The organism is Agrobacterium sp. DE0009 (assembly GCF_007680755.1).
Classification (GTDB): Bacteria; Pseudomonadota; Alphaproteobacteria; order Rhizobiales; family Rhizobiaceae; genus Agrobacterium; species Agrobacterium tumefaciens_B.
In genome coordinates, this window is sequence record NZ_VEIU01000003.1 from 1 (window position 1) to 18,853 (window position 18,853).

General features: G+C 60.7%; 15 protein-coding genes and 4 pseudogenes. 13 read left to right on the plus strand and 6 right to left on the minus strand.

The window, feature by feature from the left end; all coding sequences use genetic code 11:
- Positions 1-303: 303 nt before the first annotated feature.
- The 3 genes and pseudogenes from FS804_RS12615 to FS804_RS12625 form a co-directional block, all read right to left on the minus strand.
- A protein-coding gene (locus tag FS804_RS12615; RefSeq protein WP_144576971.1) for an IS3 family transposase occupies positions 304-1,415 on the minus strand; the annotation gives its coding sequence in 2 pieces (ribosomal slippage) (positions 304-1,154 and positions 1,154-1,415; 1,113 coding nt in all).
- A 115-nt stretch (positions 1,416-1,530) separates the two neighbouring features.
- Positions 1,531-2,544 carry an IS110 family transposase gene (locus tag FS804_RS12620; protein ID WP_144576973.1) on the minus strand — a complete coding sequence of 338 codons (1,014 nt, stop codon included), beginning with the start codon at positions 2,542-2,544 and terminating at the stop codon, positions 1,531-1,533.
- Between the two features lie 179 nt (positions 2,545-2,723).
- Positions 2,724-3,639 (minus strand): annotated as a pseudogene (locus FS804_RS12625) (IS630 family transposase).
- A gap of 51 nt (positions 3,640-3,690) precedes the next feature.
- Between FS804_RS12625 and FS804_RS12630 the strand changes: the two are divergent.
- Both FS804_RS12630 and FS804_RS12635 read left to right on the plus strand, forming a co-directional pair.
- Positions 3,691-4,444, plus strand: a pseudogene (locus tag FS804_RS12630) (transposase); the annotation flags it as partial.
- Positions 4,445-4,493: 49 nt separating this feature from the next.
- Positions 4,494-4,778: pseudogene (locus tag FS804_RS12635) on the plus strand (DUF1612 domain-containing protein); the annotation flags it as partial.
- Here FS804_RS12635 and FS804_RS12640 read toward each other — a convergent pair.
- A complete protein-coding gene (locus FS804_RS12640) occupies positions 4,769-6,370 on the minus strand; it encodes a sigma-54-dependent Fis family transcriptional regulator (RefSeq protein ID WP_144576975.1) in 1,602 nt (533 codons plus the stop codon). The pseudogene FS804_RS12635 and the gene FS804_RS12640 overlap by 10 nt on opposite strands.
- A 289-nt stretch (positions 6,371-6,659) precedes the next feature.
- On the opposite strand from FS804_RS12640, the gene FS804_RS12645 reads away from it, so the two are divergent.
- The 9 genes and pseudogenes from FS804_RS12645 to FS804_RS25170 all read left to right on the plus strand — a co-directional run.
- The gene (locus FS804_RS12645; RefSeq protein WP_144576977.1) at positions 6,660-7,175 is read left to right on the plus strand and encodes a 2,4'-dihydroxyacetophenone dioxygenase family protein; all 516 of its coding nucleotides are present in this window, start codon (positions 6,660-6,662) and stop codon (positions 7,173-7,175) included.
- A gap of 121 nt (positions 7,176-7,296) precedes the next feature.
- Positions 7,297-8,130 carry an SDR family NAD(P)-dependent oxidoreductase gene (locus FS804_RS12650; protein ID WP_144576979.1) on the plus strand — a complete coding sequence of 278 codons (834 nt, stop codon included), beginning with the start codon at positions 7,297-7,299 and terminating at the stop codon, positions 8,128-8,130.
- Positions 8,131-8,198: 68 nt separating this feature from the next.
- Positions 8,199-9,494 (plus strand): ABC transporter substrate-binding protein, encoded by a 1,296-nt coding sequence (locus FS804_RS12655; protein ID WP_144576981.1) that lies wholly within the window; start codon positions 8,199-8,201, stop codon positions 9,492-9,494.
- 77 nt (positions 9,495-9,571) lie between these two features.
- Positions 9,572-10,297, plus strand: a complete 726-nt coding sequence (locus FS804_RS12660) for an ABC transporter ATP-binding protein (RefSeq protein WP_063948189.1) — start codon at positions 9,572-9,574, stop codon at positions 10,295-10,297.
- Entirely contained in the window at positions 10,297-11,028 is a 732-nt protein-coding gene (locus FS804_RS12665) for an ABC transporter ATP-binding protein (protein WP_144577482.1), read from the plus strand. The genes FS804_RS12660 and FS804_RS12665 overlap by 1 nt, the downstream gene beginning before the upstream one ends.
- The gene (locus FS804_RS12670; protein WP_063948146.1) at positions 11,015-11,872 is read left to right on the plus strand and encodes a branched-chain amino acid ABC transporter permease; all 858 of its coding nucleotides are present in this window, start codon (positions 11,015-11,017) and stop codon (positions 11,870-11,872) included. The genes FS804_RS12665 and FS804_RS12670 overlap by 14 nt, the downstream gene beginning before the upstream one ends.
- A gap of 4 nt (positions 11,873-11,876) precedes the next feature.
- A complete protein-coding gene (locus tag FS804_RS12675; RefSeq protein ID WP_144576984.1) occupies positions 11,877-12,947 on the plus strand; it encodes a branched-chain amino acid ABC transporter permease in 1,071 nt (356 codons plus the stop codon).
- Positions 12,944-13,954: an alcohol dehydrogenase catalytic domain-containing protein gene (locus tag FS804_RS12680; protein WP_144576986.1), complete on the plus strand. Its 1,011-nt coding sequence runs from the start codon at positions 12,944-12,946 to the stop codon at positions 13,952-13,954. The genes FS804_RS12675 and FS804_RS12680 overlap by 4 nt, the downstream gene beginning before the upstream one ends.
- A gap of 69 nt (positions 13,955-14,023) precedes the next feature.
- Positions 14,024-14,306: pseudogene (locus FS804_RS25170) on the plus strand (transposase); the annotation flags it as partial.
- A 736-nt stretch (positions 14,307-15,042) separates the two neighbouring features.
- On the opposite strand, the gene FS804_RS12695 reads toward FS804_RS25170, so the two are convergent.
- Both FS804_RS12695 and FS804_RS12700 read right to left on the minus strand, forming a co-directional pair.
- Positions 15,043-15,669 (minus strand): GDSL-type esterase/lipase family protein, encoded by a 627-nt coding sequence (locus FS804_RS12695; RefSeq protein ID WP_144576988.1) that lies wholly within the window; start codon positions 15,667-15,669, stop codon positions 15,043-15,045.
- Positions 15,670-15,736: 67 nt separating this feature from the next.
- Positions 15,737-16,648: a 2-dehydro-3-deoxygalactonokinase gene (locus FS804_RS12700; RefSeq protein WP_144576990.1), complete on the minus strand. Its 912-nt coding sequence runs from the start codon at positions 16,646-16,648 to the stop codon at positions 15,737-15,739.
- A 115-nt stretch (positions 16,649-16,763) separates the two neighbouring features.
- Here FS804_RS12700 and FS804_RS12705 point away from each other — a divergent pair, with 115 nt between their 5' ends.
- On the plus strand, positions 16,764-17,672 hold the full coding sequence (locus FS804_RS12705) for a dihydrodipicolinate synthase family protein (RefSeq protein WP_144576992.1): 909 nt from the start codon (positions 16,764-16,766) through the stop codon (positions 17,670-17,672).
- The gene (locus FS804_RS12710) at positions 17,669-18,835 is read left to right on the plus strand and encodes a mandelate racemase/muconate lactonizing enzyme family protein (protein ID WP_063948140.1); all 1,167 of its coding nucleotides are present in this window, start codon (positions 17,669-17,671) and stop codon (positions 18,833-18,835) included. Before FS804_RS12705 ends, FS804_RS12710 begins: the two co-directional genes overlap by 4 nt.
- The last annotated feature ends 18 nt before the right edge of the window (positions 18,836-18,853 follow it).

Here is an 18,853-nt window from a genome sequence, read left to right on the forward strand (position 1 = left end):
GGAGCAGCCCGGTAGCTCGTCAGGCTCATAACCTGAAGGCCGCAGGTTCAAATCCTGCCCCCGCAACCAATTCAAAATATTTAGACAAGATATGCCGCCCTTCATGGGGGCGTTTCTTTTTTGGGCGCGAACGGGGCACGAGGACCACGTTTCGATCGGCCATCGCGAGTATAATGTGGCCGATTCCTTGGCTCGCAACTCGGCCATACCACCCGTGACCGGGCCGTATGAAACCCTGTAGAAATCGGTAGCGACTGACCTGAGACCCAACTTCCCTCCAGATTTCGGGAGAGTCTTGGGTTTTCAATCTGGCCTCATGCGGCTTGTTTTTCCATAGCCATTTTCATTGCGAACTCGCTGGGGGGTGATATTGCCCAGCGACGAGTGCGGCCTGTTCCTGTTGTAATCCTCCTTCCATACAGTGATGGCGGTGCGGGCCTGAGCGAGCGACGAGAACAGCGTCTCGTTCAGGCATTCGTCACGGAAACTGCCGTTGAAGCTTTCGACGAAGCCGTTTTGCATCGGCTTGCCGGGAGCGATGTAGTGCCATTCGACCTTTGTCTCCTGGCACCATTTGAGGATGGCCATGCTGGTCATCTCCGTGCCGTTGTCCGAGACAATCGTTCTCGGTTTTCCGCGTTTGGCGATGAGACTGTCCAGCTCGCGGGCAAGCCTTGCCCCCGACAGGGATGTATCGGCGACCAGGCACAGGCATTCACGGGTGAAGTCGTCGACCACCGCCAGAATACGGAACCGGCGGCCGTCGGTGAGGGCATCGCTGATGAAGTCCAGGCTCCAGCGCTCGCCCGGACGCGACGGCAGAGCCAGAGGACGTCTTGTGCCCAAGGCTCGCTTTCTGCCGCCACGCTTGCGCACCGTCAGCTTCTCCTCCCGGTAGAGACGCCGAAGCTTCTTCAGGTTCATGACGATCCCCTGCCGGTCGAGCATGACGTGAATGCGGCGGTAACCGAAGCGCCGCCGCTCTGACGCCACCTTCTTCATTGCCTCGCGGATTAACGCATCGTCCGCCCGCACGCTGCGATATCGCATGCTCGACCGATCTACCGATAGAACCTCGCACGCCCGACGCTGGCTCACTCCATGCTGCGCACAGACATGAGCCACCACATTCCGCTTCACATCGGGCGTCACCATTTTTTTGCAGCGACATCCTTCAGGATCGCATTGTCCAGCATCGCTTCGGCCAAGAGCTTCTTCAGTTTGGCGTTCTCGTCCTCGAGCGCCTTCAACTTGCGGGCATCGGACACGTCCATGCCGCCATACTTCGCCTTGTATTTGTAGAAGGTTGCATCCGAGATGCCGTGCTTGCGGCAGACATCAACCCTCTTCGCGCCCGCCTCCTGCTCCTTCAATATCCCGATAATCTGCTCTTCCGTAAACCGTGAACGCTTCATCCGTCCGTCTCCTAGCTGTGACGGACTCTACCAAATTCTGGAGGAAGTTCGGGGTCTCAGGTCAAAACTCTTCGGCCATGCAATCCTTAGACCTTCATTGCTGCGCGGGAATTCGTCAGGCTGGCTGCATGTAAGACCCTCCGTGCTTTAGAATTGCCCAGGCGACGCGAGCCATCTTGTTCGCTAGCGCTACGATCGCGAGCATCGGTGGCTTTCTGTGGAGGATGCTGGAAGGCCAAGCGCTTGGCTTGATCTTCCCACGCCTTACCCAAGAAACGACGGCACTGGCCCCCATGATCAGCAGACGTCTGAGCGTCCGTTCGCCCATCTTGGATATTCGTCCGAACCGCTGCTTTCCTCCGGTGGATCGCTCGAGCGGGGTTAAGCCAACCCATGCCGCGAAGTCACGTCCCTTCCGGAAAGTCGCCGGATCGGGAGCCAGGGCCGCGATCGCTGCCGCTGTCACAGGTCCGATCCCTGGCACAGAAGTCAATCGACGGGCAACAAGGTCGTCACGCGTCGGCTTTTGGATTTCCCTGTCGAACTCTGTTAGCTGAGCTTCACACGATGAGAGATGCTGCCATAGTGAACGCAGGATGCCTTGAGCTGCGGGCGGCAGATTATCATCACTCTCGATGACCTCCTGCATCTTTGCAGAAGCGACGGCACCCTGGGGGAAGATGTAACCAAATTCCGCCAAATGGCTTCGTATCGCATTCAGAAGCTGGGTCTTCTGGCGTACCACCAGATCTCGTGCGCGAAAGACAATACTCGCGGCCTGCGATGCCTCACTCTTCACATGAACGAAGCGCATGTCCGGCCGCTGCGCCGCCTCCGCGATGGCCTCGGCGTCAGCAGCATCGTTCTTCTGCCTCTTCACAAACGGCTTGACGTAATCTGGAGGTATCAGAAGCACTTCATGCCCCAACTCTTGCAGCTGCCGCCCCCAATAATGCGCGGTGCCGCAAGCCTCCATCGCTGCCCGGCAGTGGGGAAGTGACATCAGCAGCGTGATGAGCTGTGCTCGCCGGACCTGTCGGCGGAAAACGACATGTCCGTCTGCAGCTACGGCATGCAGTTGGAAAACATGCTTGGCGACATCCAAGCCGATGAGAACGATCTGGGTCATTGGGTCAACCTCCTGGTGCTGGACATCCTCGATACTGCCACAAGGTGGCGAAGGAGGCGTCCACTCCATCAGGCTTATGTCTAACGACCATCGAGACCTTGAATTGCTGACGGCGATGTTCGCCGCAGTGGTGGACAAGCGAGCAAAAGCTGACAACCATTTATACCATCGCTCAATGATCAGAACTCATTGGCCCATTTGCGGTGACCGATGGACATGATGCGCCATGGCTGACTTTCGAGTTTCCGCCAGGCCTCGCAGCAATGGTCGACGACGGCGTGCGCGTCGCCATCGACATGGCGGAAGATTTCGGCCAGATGCTACGTCATCGCATAGGTGTCGCACCACGGCATGACGACTGCCGCCGCTTTGCCGAACTTCGAACAGATTGCACCGAAGATGTAGGCCGACCCTGTGCCCTGGTCGTGGGGTGCTGAAGGTCGCGTTCCGCGCTTGGCCCAACGGCGCGTGATTTTGTTCTTCTGGCCGATCCGGGCCTCGTCCCGGAACCAAATCTCAACTTGTTTTCCTCGGGCTGCTCCGGCAGCAATTTCTGCCACAGCGGTAGGGGAGTTTTTTTAAATTCCTCAATCGCTTGGCTATCCTGAGCATGATGTTTCGGCCGGGCCGTGAGTTTGCGATAGCCCATCGCATTCAGTTCGCGCCCAAGCGTCTGACGGCTCACCGAGATACGGTGTCCCTGCCAAAGCCACTGCACCGATCGACAAGCCTCCAGCGCACGACACCATCGAGATAGGGAACGGGACCTTCCTCGACCGCCTCGATGAGCGCCTTGCGTTGCTTGTCGTTCAGTAACGGCTCACGGCCCTTGGCCTTTCCGGTCTTTAGACCGTCTGGGCCGTGCTGATTGAAACGCTCGACCCAATCGCGGATGATCTGCAAACCGACCGCACCAATTGATGCGGCATGGCTCCGAGAACCGCCTTCGTAGATCACCGACAAAGCAAGTAATCGGCGGGACCAGTCCGCGTCCCAGCTCTTTCTTGCAAGCTGACGCAGATCATCTGCCGTGAAGTCCTGACGCATATTGGGGGCCGTTCCCATGGCGAAATCTCCTTCCCCATGTTGAATCATGATTTGCCTGAAAAGGGAATCCCGTGAGTCAACTTCATCGAGCCTCGGTATGAGCAGAGTTCCGAGCCAGGCGAGACAGTATCGTCGACCGCTCGCCGTCATGGCGTCGCGCCCAATTTCCTTCATCGGTGGCGCAGGCTCTTGAGCGAGGGAGGTGCTGCTGCCGTGGATTCTGACGAGCCGGTTATCGGGAATTCAGAAGTGAAGAAACTGGAAGATCGCGTCCGGGAGCTGGGGTGCATGCTCGGTCGCAAGACGGTGGTGGTTCAAATCCTCCGCGAAGCCGTTTCCAAAGCGGACGCAGAAAAAACGCATTCGCGGCCGATCTTGCTGCGGAAGGACGGTTCGCTATGAGGGCGGTCGCAGACGCGCTGGGCGTATCCCGTTCCTACCTCGCTGAGCAGCTGAAGGGCAAATCAAAGCCGCGTGAGCCATACCACAAGGTCGAGGATGCAGAGCTTCTGTCCGCCATTCGCAGGCTGGTGGATCAAGGGCCGACCTACGGCGATCGGCGGATCGCCGCGCTCCTCAATCGCGAAAGGCGAGCCGCCGATAAGCCTGTCGTCAACGCCAAACGGGTTCATCGCATCACGGGCAACCACGACATGCTGCTGGAGAAGCACTCGGCCGTTCGCAAGGGGCGCCTCCACGACGGTAAGGTGATGGTCATGCGCTTGAACTTGCGCTGGTGCTCGGACGGCCTGAAGTTCACTTGGCTCGGAATGGTGAGGTGATTGGTCTCGCCTTCATCATCGACGCCTTCGACCGCGAGATCATTGCCTGGACAGCAGTTGCCAATGCGGGAGCGCGGCAAACGACGCAGGGTCGAGTCTGTACAGATGGTTGAGCCATAAGGGGAGGGGGACGATGATGATGGCGTCGACCTCCCCGGTGTCGATCTCGGTGCCATCGATCCGTTGCTCGCACGATCGGAAGCCAAGATCGAACAGGCAAAGCGGCCCGGGCGAGCTGACGCCGGTGAACGAGGCATTCTCGTCTATGATTTCGACTGGGACGAGGATGCGCGGCTGGACGAGTGGCGCGGCGTGCTGCGCCAAACCGAACACCTGCCGGCAGTGCTGCAGGCGATCGTCGCCCTCGACGCCCAATATAGACCGAGTGGCCTGTTTCATGCCCCCGCGGTCCTTAGGCGGTAGGCCAGTTGCGCTCGACTCAAGCCCAGGGATTGCGCGGCTTTCGCCACGTTTGCGTTCGCGCGCTCCAGGGCAAGCTCATAAATCAAGCGGTTGAATTCTTCGAGCTCGAAGCCCTTTTCGTCCAGCGCGGCCTCAGCCAATGACCGGAGCACGGGATCGCGATGATCGGCTTGCGACCACACGGCGGCCGCTTTTTCGATGGCGCCGGCGTCGATCCGTTTCAGAGGCGAAACCGCCATTTGCGCATTGGCAAGGACGGCCTCAAGGGTCAGCAGATTTTCCGGCAGAGCCAGCGATGCCAGTTTTTCCAGGGCTGTGGGGTCGATGTCGCGCGCCGGCAGGTGCAATTTTTCCGCCACGACATCCGCCAAGGCAAGAGCAAGCGCCGGAATATCGCCGCGTCTTGCGCCCAAGGCAGGCATGACGACCGGCTTTATCGAAAGCAGGCGGCGCAAAGCGGGGCGCAGGCGCGTATCCGACAGGAAGGCGGCGGGCGAGGCTTCCGTCAGCACGATCAGAAAGGTCTGCGTGGTGACCTGGCTATGCGATCGAAGGTGATTTTCAAGCAGGGCCTGACACGCCGCGTCGAGATGCTCGACGTCCTGCAACAGCGCCACGGGCTGTCTGCCCGAGCGTGTCGAGGAGGGCGACAAAAGACCGCGCAAGCCATCGGGGGCCAATCCGTGGCCCGACGTCCATTCGGGCATCGCGCCGCCGGGCGCGGCGATGCTCGCCATCTGACTGGCGGCTATTCGTTTGCCGCTGCCCACGGGACCCGAAAGCAGCACGGGCAAACGCGCGCGCGAACAGGCTTCGATCTGGTCCATGACCGGAGACAGGACGGCAAGATCGTATCTTGCCGATGCATCGCCTTCCGAGGGGCTGGATTTGCTCTTGACTGGACGCGCGGCGATTTCCTCGCTCAGATAACGCGGCATGATCTGCCGGCGAAAGCGTTGAACATCGGGATCGTTTTCGCCCCAGGCATCGGCCGGCTTGCCGACGACGCGGCAATGCCTGTGACCCATCGCCTTGCACTCGATCTCCTTGTAGACGATCAGCTTGCCCAGCGCATGGGTCGCATAGCCGGAGGCGTAACCGATCAGCGACCAGCAAACCGGCTCGATCGCGTCGCCGTAATGCTTGCGGTGTTCGGAGGCTTCGGCGCTTTCGTGCCAGAGAAATTCGCCTGAGAACTTGCCCTTCTTGAAGTCGAAATCATTGTGGACCGTTTCGACGCGCGTCACGCCGCTGACGGTGTGAAGGCGCGTGCCGGCGGTGAAGGCGTCGCCGGGGTCGAGATTGGGCCATGAGACCTTGACGAAGCGGGAATCCTCGACGCCGGCCTGAAAGCCGAGCCGCATCAGCAAAACGAAGGCATCCTCGCGTCCATAGCTGCGCACGATCTCTTCGCGCAGATGGCTTAGAAAGCTGGTTCTTTGAAGCACCATTCGCGTATCGCCGAGGCGCAACACGCCATTGACGGGACTGAAGACGAGATGGGTGAGAAGTTCGCGCAAGGTGGGCCGCCCGCCCCGATCGAGAAGGGCTTCCTGTCCGCCGTTGATCTTCATGTCCGCCTCCCGTTCACGGCGCGCCGGCACCACCCATGTCTTTGCGCCGCATCGTTGATGAAATGATAAACACGAATTGATCTTTTCATAAATACACAATTCAAATACGCGCCGCAGCGTGCCGTTTCATTGCCGTGCGCCTGCGAATTATGAATAGATATTTCAGTGCGTTATAAGGATTTTTCCGAAAGTCGCGGCCGGCCGCCGATTATCCCGTTGACCCTTGGCAGGCACGAAACACAGACTGGCTTCAACTTGCTGAACCACGGAAAATCGGGAGGAGATTTCCATGAACAAGCCGGCCCATATCGTCAAGCTTCCGGAAGAGCCCCACCATCAGACGATCCTGAAATATGCGCGCGAAGGAGCCCATATTCCGGGAGACGACGACAGGAACCCCTGGGTTCCCTTCGGCGACAGCGCTGCCATCAAGCACTTCTGTTTCGACGTGCGGACCAATTCGGTCGCCAATATTCTCTGGGTCAAGGGCGGCGGCCGCATCGGCACGCATCGCCATCGCGGCGTCGTCTCGGCGCTGACGCTTGAAGGCTCCTTCGCCTATTACGAATATAGCTGGGTCGCCCGTCCCGGCGATTTCGTCTACGAGCTGCCGGGCACCGAGCATACGCTCTATTCGGACGATCCGAACGGCGTGAAGGCGATTTTCTGGATCAACGGGCCGATCGAATTCTACGACGAGCAGGGCAAGTACGATTTCACCGCGGACGTATTCTGGTTCATCGATCACTATACGAGCTACTGCGAAAAGAAGGGCATTCCGATCAACAAGGAAATGTTCATCTGACAGCCCTCAAACGAGAGCATCCCGGCCCTTCGCCAATGCTCCGGCTCTTTGTTTCGTCGCGGTTTTTGACAGATGACCGCGTGACGGTTCCATTCAAAACGCTCGAAAACGGATTGTTCGCATGTCATTGCAGGAAATGTTCGACGTCGCCGGAAAAACGGCCATCGTGACGGGGGCGGCCAGCGGTCTTGGCCGCGCCTATGCGGAAGTTCTCGCCGAAAACGGCGCCAACGTCTGCCTCTTCGACGTCAACCGCTCGGCGCTGGAGGACACGCTCGACGCGTTGGCCCGCGCCGGCGGCATTGTTTGGGGCGGCAATGTCTGGGGACAGATCGTTGACGTCACCGACCGGGCGAACATGGAGGAAGCCTTTGCCCGGGTCTTTGCCGAACGCGGCAGCATCGACATCGTTTTCGCCAATGCCGGCATCGATGCGGGGCCGGGCTTCCTGACGCCCGAAGGCGAGCGCAATCCCGACGGCGAGATCGACAATCTCGAAGACAAGCACTGGGACAAGGTGATCGCGACCAACCTGACGAGCGTGTTCAACACGATCAAGCTTGCGGCGCGCTACATGAAGCAGACCGGCGGCGGGCGGATCATCGCCACCTCGTCCTGCGCGGCGCTCTACAATGACGGCATTGTCGGCACGCCCTACATGCCGGCCAAGGCCGGGGTCGCGCATCTGGTGCGCCAGGCGGCGATGGAACTCGGCCGCTACAACATTCTCGTCAACGCGATCGCGCCAGGTCCCTTCGTCACCAATATCGCCGGCGGACGGCTACGCAATGTCGCGGACCGGGCCGCCTTCGAAAAATGGTCGGTGCTGCATCGCGTGGCCGAAACATCGGAAATCAAGGGCCTGGCGCTTTATCTCGCCTCGCCCGCGTCGTCTTACGTAACGGGCGCTCAAATGGTGATCGACGGGGGACTGCACCTGCGCCCCGGAGATTGATCCAGTCAGGCATCGGGTCGTGGAGGAGACGAGCCGATGCAGGTATTTTTAAAACTTGGGAGGAGAGCATGAATACACTATTGGAAGGCATAAGCCAGACGCGGCTTTCGCGTCGAACGGCGTTGAAAACCATGGGCGCCGCCGCAGCGACGCTCGCCATGCCCGGTTTGACACGCGCATCCGGCGGCAAGATCAAGGTGGGTTTCATCAGTCCGCTGACGGGACCGCTTTCGCCCTTCGGCGAATCCGACGGCTACACCGTCGAGATCATCAAGACGCTGCTGGCCAACGGTATCCAGAACAACGGCAAGACCTACGAGGTCGATATTCTGGTGCGCGACGCCCAGTCCGATCCGAACAAATCGGCGGAACTGGCGGGCGAACTGATCCTGAACGAGAATGTCCAGCTTCTGATCCCGGCATCGACGACGGATGTCATCAATTCGGCCGCCGATCAGGCGGAACTGAACGGCGTTCCCAGCATTTCGTCAGCCGCGCCCTGGCAGGCTTTCGTCATGCCGCGCGGCGGCGACAAGAAGCCGTTCGACTGGACCTACCATTTCTTCTGGGGACTTGAGGATGCGCTCGCAACCTTCGTCGGTCTCTGGCAGTCGCTCGAAACCAACAGGAATGTCGGCATGCTGTTTCCGCGCAATGCCGATGGCGAGACCTGGGGCAATCGCGGCTACGGCCTGCCGCCGGCGGTCGAAAAAGCCGGCTTCAAGACCATCGTGCCGAGCATGTTCCAGCCGCGCACGAACGACTTCTCCGCGCAGATTTCCCAATATAAGAGCGGCGGCTGCGACATCGTCGGCGGCATCACCTATGTGTCGGACCTGAAGACCTTCATCACCCAGTGCAGCCAGCAGAAGTTCAATCCGAAGGCCGTCACCGTCGCCGCGGCACTTCTCTTCCCCTCGGGCGTCGAGGCCATGGGGCCGCTCGGCAACGGCATGAGTTCGGAAGTCTGGTGGACGCCGGCCTTCCCGTTCAAGTCGTCGCTGACCGGCGAAGTCAGCCGCGATGTCGCCAATGCCTGGGAAAGCAAGATGAAAAAGCAATGGATCCAGCCGCTGGGCTATGCCCACGCGCTCTGGGAGGTTGCCATCGATACGCTCAAACGCGCCAAGGACCCGATGGACCGCACCTCGGTGCGCGACGCGCTCAAGGCGACCGATCTCAACACGCTTGTCGGCCCGATCAAATTCGGCGCCGGGCCGCATGCCAATATCTGCAAGACCCCGATCTTCGGCGGCCAGTGGGTGAAAAGCGACAGGTGGATGTACGATCTGAAGATCGTCGACAATTCCGTCAGCAAGCTCATCGAGCCCGAAGCCAAGCTGCAACCGATCAAATGGTCCTGATCGCGTGAACTGTCCACTGACAGGTCGAAGGCGATCTGTCCGTGGACGACAATTCCAATGCAGACGAAGGGCATGCGATGGCGCAGACGATTCTATCGGGGACGGGGATATCCAAGTCCTATGGCGCGCTGAGGGTTCTCCATGGCGTGAACATCGACGTCCGCGAGGGCGAAATCCTCGGAATATTGGGCCCCAACGGTGCGGGCAAGACCACATTGTTCAACATGATCAGCGGCGACGCGACGCTGGATGCCGGGGAGTTGACCTTTAACGGCGAAACGCTCCGTTCCGAGGCGCCGCACCGGCGCTGTCGCCGCGGCATCGGCCGCACCTATCAGATTCCGAAGCCCTATGCGGGCATGACCACATTCGAGAACCTCATGGTCGCAGCCATGTTCGGCGCTGCGTTGAGCGAACGCCGCGCCAACGCCTTCTGCGCGGCCATTCTCGAGGAATGCGGCCTCGCGGCGAAGGCGAACCTGGCCGCCGGTTCGCTAACGCTTCTCGACAGAAAGCGGCTCGAACTGGCGCGCGCGCTGGCGAGCGATCCGAAGCTGCTGCTGCTCGATGAGATTGCCGGCGGCCTGACCGAGGAGGAGGCGCGCCAGCTCGTCGCGCTCGTTCGCCGCATCAGGCAGCGCAACATCACGATCGTCTGGATCGAACATGTGCTCAACGCGATCATGGCGGTGGCCGACCGGCTCCTCGTGTTGAATTTCGGGGAAAAGATCGCCGACGGTCCGCCAAGAGAGGTGATCGCCAATCCGGATGTCCAGCGCGTGTACATGGGGATCGAAGCATGATGACGACATTCGATCTTCTCTCCACCCGAAGTCTCAATGCCCGTTATGGCGACTTTCAGGCGCTTTTTTCCGTCGATTTCCGCATTGCCGAGGGAGAGGTCGTCGCCCTGATCGGCGCGAACGGGGCGGGTAAATCGACCTTCCTGCGCGCCCTTATGGGCCTTCTTCCCGTCGGTCGCGACATGGTGCTCTTTGAAGACCGCCCGGTCGGCGGCGGCGCGCCGCACCGCATGGTGCAGCTCGGCATCGCCATGGTGCCGGAAGGGCGGCGGCTGTTTGCCGGCATGTCCGTCGAGGACAATCTGAAGGTCGCCGTCGACCATGCCCGAAAGGCAGCCGAAAAGACGTGGACGCTCGAACGCATCTACAGGCTGTTTCCGATCCTTCAGGAAAGGCGAAGGAGCCAGGTCGAGAAGCTGTCGGGCGGCCAGCAGCAGATGGTGGCCATCGGCCGGGCGCTCCTGGCCCAGCCGCGGCTTCTGCTTTGCGACGAGATATCGCTCGGGCTCGCGCCGAAGGTCATTCGCGAGATCTACGAGGTGCTACCGCAGATCGCCGCCACCGGCACGTCGATCGTGCTTGTCGAACAGGACGTGATGCTGGCCCAGCGCGCCTCCGACCGCCTCTACTGCATGCTTGAAGGCCACATCACGCTCGAAAGCCTGTCGTCGAACGTTACCCGCGCGGATATCGCGCAAGCCTATTTTGGAGCCGGTCATGACGTGGCTTGACGCATTGATACAGGGTGTTCTGCTCGGCGGAATGTATGCGCAATACGCGCTCGGCATGGCGCTGATGTTCGGCGTCATGCGGATCGTCAACATCGCCCATGGCGACCTCGTCGTCCTGCTCGCGCTGATCGGCATATCGGCCTCCGTCGCCTTCGGCGTCGGGCCCTTGCCGCTCGTTCTGCTGCTCGTACCCCTGGCGGCCGTCATCGGCTGGAGCCTGCAGAAATTCGTGCTCAACAAGGTGGTCGCGGCGGATTCCCTGCCTTCCCTGATCGCCACCTTCGGCGTCTCGATCGCGCTGCAGAACCTGATGCTCGAAATCTGGTCGGCCGATACGCGCTCGATGAGCGGCGGCGGCATCGAGGCGGCGTCCGTCGATATCGGCGGCATCTATATCGGGCTTCTGCCGGTGATGATCCTGATCGCGGCGACGCTGCTGACGCTTGGGCTCGACCTGACCATGCGCCGCACCCGTTTCGGCCGGGCCTTGCGCGCCGCCGCCGCCGACACGGAAGCCGCGGCCATGACCGGCGTGAACCCGCGCGTCGTCTACGCTTATGCGACAGCGATCGCGGTCGGCATTCTCGGCCTTTCGGGCGTCTTCTTCGCGCTGCGCGCCACCGTCTCGCCGGCCGACGGTCCGGCCCAGCTGATCTATGCCTTCGAGGCGGTGATCATCGGCGGCATGGGCTCGATCTGGGGCGGCTTTGTCGGTTCCATGGTTCTCGGCATCGCGCAGGCCATCGGCTTTCGCATCGATCCCGGCTTCGGAACGCTGGCCGGCCATCTCGTTTTCCTCACCGTGCTGGCCACCCGTCCGCAGGGCCTGATGAGCAAAGGTTGAACCCATGATACTGGCAAACCCCGTCCCTCCGGCCGATGCCGGACCGTTTGCGGCCGAACCGGCCCATGTCGCCGTTATCCGTCACACCGGGTCCAGCCGCGTTGCGGCGGCTGTCTCTCTCCTCATCCTGGCCGCCATGGTTTCGATGCCCTGGTGGGGGCAACCCGGTCACATGCGCTGGGTGGTGGAGTTTTCCGTTTATCTGGCCATTGCCCAGATGTGGAACCTGCTTGCCGGATATGCGGGGCTTGTCTCCGTCGGTCAGCAGGCCTTTATCGGCGTGGCGGGCTATGCGATGTTCGTGCTGGCCTCGAATTTCGGCATCAATCCGTTTCTGGCGGTCTGGATCAGCATTCTTGTCTCGGGCCTGCTGGCGCTTCCCACCTATGCGCTGCTGCACCGTCTCGACGGTCCTTATTTCGCCATCGGCACCTGGGTGGTGGCGGAAGCGGTGAAGCTCGTCGTGTTGAACATCGACTATGTCAACGCAGGCTCGGGCATGACGCTTCGCGTCATGAGCCAATATTCCCTGCATGAGCGGCAAGTCGGACTGATGTGGCTTTGCGCCGCGATGCTTCTGGTGACGGTCGGCGGCAGCTATTGGCTCCTGCGCTCGCGCCATGGCCTTGCCCTGACGGCGATGCGCGACAATCCCGTCGCCGCCGAAAGCCAGGGGGTGAACGTCAAGCGGCTGCGCTTCCTGATCTTCGTGGCCGCCGCCATGGGCACGGGGCTTGCCGGCGCCGTCTACTACATGGCGCAGCTGCGCATCACGCCGGCGGCCGGCTTTAATCCGAGCTGGGCCAATATCGCCATCTTCATCGTCATGGTCGGCGGTGTGGGGACCATTGAAGGCGTTCTCGTCGGCGCGCTGATCTATTTCGTCGCCGATCGCTTCTTTGCGCAATACGGCGCGGTCTACATGGTGGTGCTCGGTCTCATGACCCTCCTGACCGCCCTTTACGCGCGCCAAGGCATCTGGGGGCTGATCTCGAGCCGCATCCACGTTCCCCTCTTCCCGGTGGGCCGAAAGCTGGTCGTCTCGAGCACCGTTACGAAAGGGTCGCATCCATGAAAGCCGCGCTTTTCGACCGGATCGGGGCGCCGCTTGTCGTCGGCGATGTCGATGATCCGAAACCGCAACGCGGGCAATTATTACTCAAGGTCTGCCGATGCGGCATTTGCGGCAGCGATCTTCACATGACCGCCGAGGAGGTGTTCGGGGTTCGAAAGGGCGACGTGCTCGGTCACGAGTTCTCCGGGGAAGTCGTGGAGATCGGCGGCGAGGCGGGCGGCCTGAAGGTCGGCGATCATGTCAGCGTCGCGCCGATGCGCGGATGCGGACATTGCCCATCGTGTCTGCGCGGCGAACCGGCCTGGTGCGAAAAAATGACGCTGATCGGCGGCGGCTATGCGCAATATGCCGCTGTCGATGCCTCCCAATGCCGGCGCCTGCCCTGGGGCATTTCTCCCGCCGACGGCGCGCTCGCCGAGCCGCTTGCCGTCGCCCTGCACGGGATTACGCAGTCCGGCCTGAAACCCGGCGACACCGTCCTCATTGTCGGGGCGGGCGCCATCGGCCTTGCCGTCGCCTTCTGGGCGCGACGGCAAGGCGCGCGAAAGGTCGTGTTGGCGGATCTTTCGGATTTGCAGGCGCAGCGGGCCATGGCTCTCGGAGCAACCGGTTTCGTCGTCTCGCACGACGACATCGCCGTCCAGGCAGCGGCGGCCTGCGACGGACGGCCCGATATCGTGTTCGAATGCGTGGGGCGGCCGGGCATGATCGATCACTGCATTTCACTGGTGCGGCAGCGCGGCAAGATCGTGGTCCTGGGGCTCTGCACGGCTGTCGACCACATGGACTCCTTCCGGGCGATCTCGAAGGAAGTGACGATCGTCATGTCGGTGTTTTTCAACATGCACGAATTCGCAACCGCGATCGATGCCCTCGATTCCGGACGCTTTACGCCGCAGAACCTGATTTCCGATGTCGTGGGCCTCGGCGACATGCCTATGGCATTCGAGGCGCTGCGAAAGCGAACGACGCAATGCAAGGTGTTGATCGATCCGTTCGGCAAATGAGCTTATAGAGGTGGCTCAGGAAATCTGTACAGCTACAATAAGTGGAGTTTCTACCTGAGATCGGCTTAGATGCCGGGAACAGGAGGTGCCATGACGTAAGGACCGCGCCGGAACACAGTACGGCTTTCAAGGCGAGGGTGGCGTTTGCTGCCATCAAAGGTGCACAGACGATGGTAGAATTGTATCAGCAGTTCTACGTTCGTGCCCACTCGGACAAACAGTGGAAAGACCAGTTCATTGAAGAGGGCGACAGGCGTATTTGGAGATGAAACCAGCCGAACCGGCAGAACCGATCGGCGATGTCAAAACGCTTCACGCCAAGATCGGCGAACTGACACTGGAAGCGATTTTTTGCACGGCTTAACAGGCGAAATGCTGGTGACGCTGCTGGACATGTAAGTCGGCGGCATCCGAATAAGGTTATATATGTAGGTCAGCCGTTTGGGGTCATGGGGAGAATGCAGCCAGACCATGGCAGTGGCATCGACTTGCAGGACGCAAGGGAAAAAGACTGCGACCGGCGGCCTCACCAATACGCTGACGTCCAGCCTATGAGTTTGGCGCATTGGCTGCGCACGAATACCGATCCCGCATCAAACTCTTGACGCAGAAATGGTTCAGGGGCCCGGAGCGGGGCAAGGCGAAAACTTGGCTCGTGTTTGGTCGGAATGAACGCGACGACCCCGTTGGACAAGGGTTGAAACGGCTTTTCTCAAGCCCCAAGGGTAAGCATCCGGCCAAGCTTGTGATTGCCCATAAGTAGCTGACTCGTTAACGAAAAGCTCTCGCTAAAATCTTGAATCGAGAGAATTACTTGTGATTCTGTGCCGAGCACCTGACTCTTTTTAGGCGGTGCTTTCTGCCGGTTCGAGACGACGTCGATGGCGTCTTAGAGGCCGAGTTCGGGCGGAATGCGCTAATCGGAGGCATCATGTTGAGCAGGCGAGGGTGCAGCCAAGCAGCTGTCTGGAGTCGAGGTGCCGCGGCTAGTGGTCGCAATACGAGATAATAATACCTTCCGGCGAAGGCGAGCCGATCAAAGCACAATAAGTTCGGTACCCTTAGAGAGGCGCCTGTAGTGCCTTTTCTCAGTTCAACAGACCCGACGCGTTTCTAAACGCTTCCGACCAGACCGCGTAGCCTGCTGCGTTGAGGTGGACCAGATCGGGTAGGTAATAACGGAACATCGGCAGGCCATTCTCACCAAGGAGGCCGGCGTTTGGATCACACCATGTCGTGCGGTCGCGGCTCTCGCACCAGTCGCGCGCCATCTGATTGAAAAGATCGAATTCGTGTCGATAAATCCACCGCGCCGGACTGGGCTTGATGGCTAGGACAAACACCTCCGCCTGCGGGAGGGTGCGAGAGATGCCGCCCCGCAAATCCTGCAGGTGCCGAAGCGTGGTCCCGGCCTTGAGGCCGTCGCTGGCAATGTCGTTCTCGCCGAAATAAAGCACCACCTTGCCGGGCCTCAAGGGAACCAGCAACTGGTGCAGGTAGTGGCTGGCGGAGAGGTAGGTGCCGCCGCCAAATCCCAGATTGACGATATCCAGCGAGCCGAGATCCTCGGTGATGGAGTTCCAGATTCGAAACGAGGATGACCCATAAAAGGCGATCGGATTGGTTGGAACGCCGATGCGCTGAAGGCGGGCAAGGACGGCAAGGACATCGTTTTCGTGACGGCTGGTGCCGATATTGACCGGAAAGTCGTACATGATTGGTCCTGAAAAATTCTGTTGGAAGCAGGATGCCGTCATTTAGGCGCCCCGCGATCGGCAAGGGTCACGGAAGGGCGTGCTGCAGCACAGTCAGGGCACCTTTTGTAAGGGCGTCATCCGCCCCCACGGATGTCTTGAGACCGAACACCTCTGCGGCAACCAGATAGAGATCGTTCAGGCCGTCATTGCCGACGATAGCGGCTTCGTCTCCCTCCGCATACCATCCGGCCTCGCGGGCCTGGCGAAACTCCTGCCCGATGACCAGTCCGCGCACAAAGGAGCGCAACTGATCCGGTGAAAGCCGGCCGGCAAGCCCGCCGGTTCGCGCTGAAAACATGAGCGACAGCATGGCAGCGGATCGTTTTGCCTCTTTCAGACCCCAGAGATAGGCCTCTTGATCATCGACCGGCGGCTGCGTGGAGCCACGCGCGATGAAGGAATAATTGATGAGCAGGTTGAAGATTTCACCGGTCACGAATGTCTGAAAACCGTCGATCCGCCGTGCCTTCACCCGCGCCCATTTGCTATGGGTTCCGGGGATGATGAGGGTAGCGTCTTCACCAGGGCCGTGGCCGACGATCTGGGTTTCCTCACCGCGCATCACGTCCGGAAAGGGCTGGCGGGCGGGGTCGTTGAGACCCGGCAGGAAGACGAGGTCGGAGCCGTTCGGCAGCGACCTGCGCACCGTGCCGGCCGCAAGTTCCGCCGGGCCTGCCGGGCACGGCACATAAGCGACTTCGACCCAGCCGTTGCGGCTGGTGATCATGCCGAGCGCGGCGACGGGCAATGCCCCGTGGCGTGAAAACCAGGGTGCGAGCGCAGCCATCAACGCCGCCTCGTGTTCACCCTTGGCGAGGCTCGAAATACCGTCGGCGGTTTCAAGATGATCGAGCTCTTCGCCGTCTTCGCCAACGAGCGCCGCCCTCAGCGATGTCGTTCCCCAATCGACGATAATCGAGTTCGCCGCTGCTGCCATGTCTTGAACCTCCTCGTTCATCTCATCTTGGGGCTTGTCATAAGTCGCAAGTCTATGTAGTGTCAATTAGTGAATTCAAGGTATCAAAATATGATACTTAATTGGGAGGAAAATGATGATGGCTGGCCTCAAGGGGATTTTGCCTGTTTTGCCCACGCCGTTTCTGGCGGATGGCGGCATTGACGAAACGGGCATGAAGCGGCTGGTGGTCTTCGCGCTCGACAAGGGTGTGGATGGTGTCGTGTTTCCCGGTTTCGCCAGCGAAGTTGAGACTTTGAATGCCGCCGAACGCGCGACGTTGCTGAAGATCGTCGTCGATGCGGTGGCAGGTCGGGTGCCGGTCGTGGCCGGCGCCAGTGCGGCCGACTGGCGTGAGGTGGTCGAGCATGGGCGGGCGGCATCGGCGCTTGGCATTCGCCACCTGATGGTGCAGCCGCCGAAATCGGTCGGCACGGATGCGCCAGCGCTGATCGAATTCCTCGGCAGGATCATCGAGGCGCTGCCCGAAGTCGAAATCATCCTGCAGAACGCGCCTGCGCCGCGCGGCTCCGATCTTTCGCCGCAGGCCATCGTGGAAATCGTGCGGGCGTTGCCGCAGGTGGCCTATGTCAAGGAAGAGACCCTTCCGGCCGGCCCGGCCATCAGCCACATCATCGCCCATGCGCCTTCGACGCTGAAGGGCGTCATCGGTGGCGGCGGTGCGCGTTACATTCTCGACGAATATGCCCGAGGCGCTACGGCGGCCATGCCAGCGCTGGAGATCGCCGAGGAACATGTGGCCATCGACAGGGCGCTTGTTGCCGGGCGGCAGGAAGAGGCTCGCCGGATTTATGTCCGCACATTGCCGCTTCTGGTGTTGCAGGCGGTCTATCGCATGCGACTGACCAAATATGTGCTCGCCCGCCGCGGCGTGATCGAAGGTATCGGCGTGCGCGCGCCGACACCCGAGCTTGATGCTGCGGCCATTGCCGATATCGATGCCAATCTGGTCGAGCTTGGCCTTGTTGCCGCGGAGGCCGCATGAACAGCCCCATCGCAACCGTCGAGGTCTTCACGCTGACCCAACCGCGCAAGGTTCCCTATCTCGGTGCGCTCAGGGAAGGGGAGGTGGTCAATCCCAACGGCTACATCGTGCGCAAGGGCAATCGAACGGTCTACCCCACCTTCGACCGCAGCGTGCTGGTGCGCATGACGACTGAGGCGGGCACCGTCGGCTGGGGTGAGACCTATGGTATTGTCGCCCCTGGCGCGGTTGCCGCCCTCATCAACGATCTTCTCGCCGGTTTCGTGATCGGCCGGGATGCGTCCGATCCATCGGCTGTTTACGACGACCTTTACGACATGATGCGGGTGCGCGGTTATACCGGCGGCTTTTACGTCGATGCGCTTGCCGCGCTCGATATTGCGCTCTGGGACATTGCCGGGCAGGAAGCCGGAAAATCCATCCGCGACCTTCTTGGCGGCGGTGTTGACAGCTTTTCGGCCTATGTTTCGGGCCTGCCTGAAAAGACATTGAAGGCGCGCGGGGAACTGGCGAAATATTGGCAGGATCGCGGTTTTGATGCTTTCAAATTCGCGACGCCGGTGGCTGATGATGGCCCGGCGGCGGAAATCGCCAATCTCCGGCATGTCCTCGGCCCGCAGGCAAAAATCGCCGCTGACATGCACTGGAACCAGACGCCGGAGCGGGCGCTGGAACTCATAGCCGAGATGACGCCGTTCGACCCGTGGTTCGCCGAAGCGCCGGTCTGGACGGAAGACATCGCCGGACTGGAAAAGGTTTCGAAGGGAACAGACGTCCCGATTGCCGTCGGCGAGGAATGGCGCACCCATTGGGACATGCGTGCCCGTATCGAACGCTGCCGCATCGCGATCGTGCAGCCGGAAATGGGCCACAAGGGCATTACCAATTTTATCCGCATCGGCGCGCTCGCGGCCGAGCACGGCATTGACGTGATCCCGCACGCAACAGTCGGTGCAGGTATCTTCCTTGCTGCGAGCCTGCAGGCGTCATCGACATTGCCGACCCTGAAGGGGCACGAGTTCCAGCACTCGATTTTCGAACCCAACCGCCGCCTGCTCGCCGGCGACATGGATTGCCGCGAAGGCAGATATTACCTGCCCTCCGGACCGGGACTTGGCGTCAAGCCGTCGGAGGCGGCGCTCGCCCTTATTGAACGTATCTGAACTGGTTTTCTGGAGGAG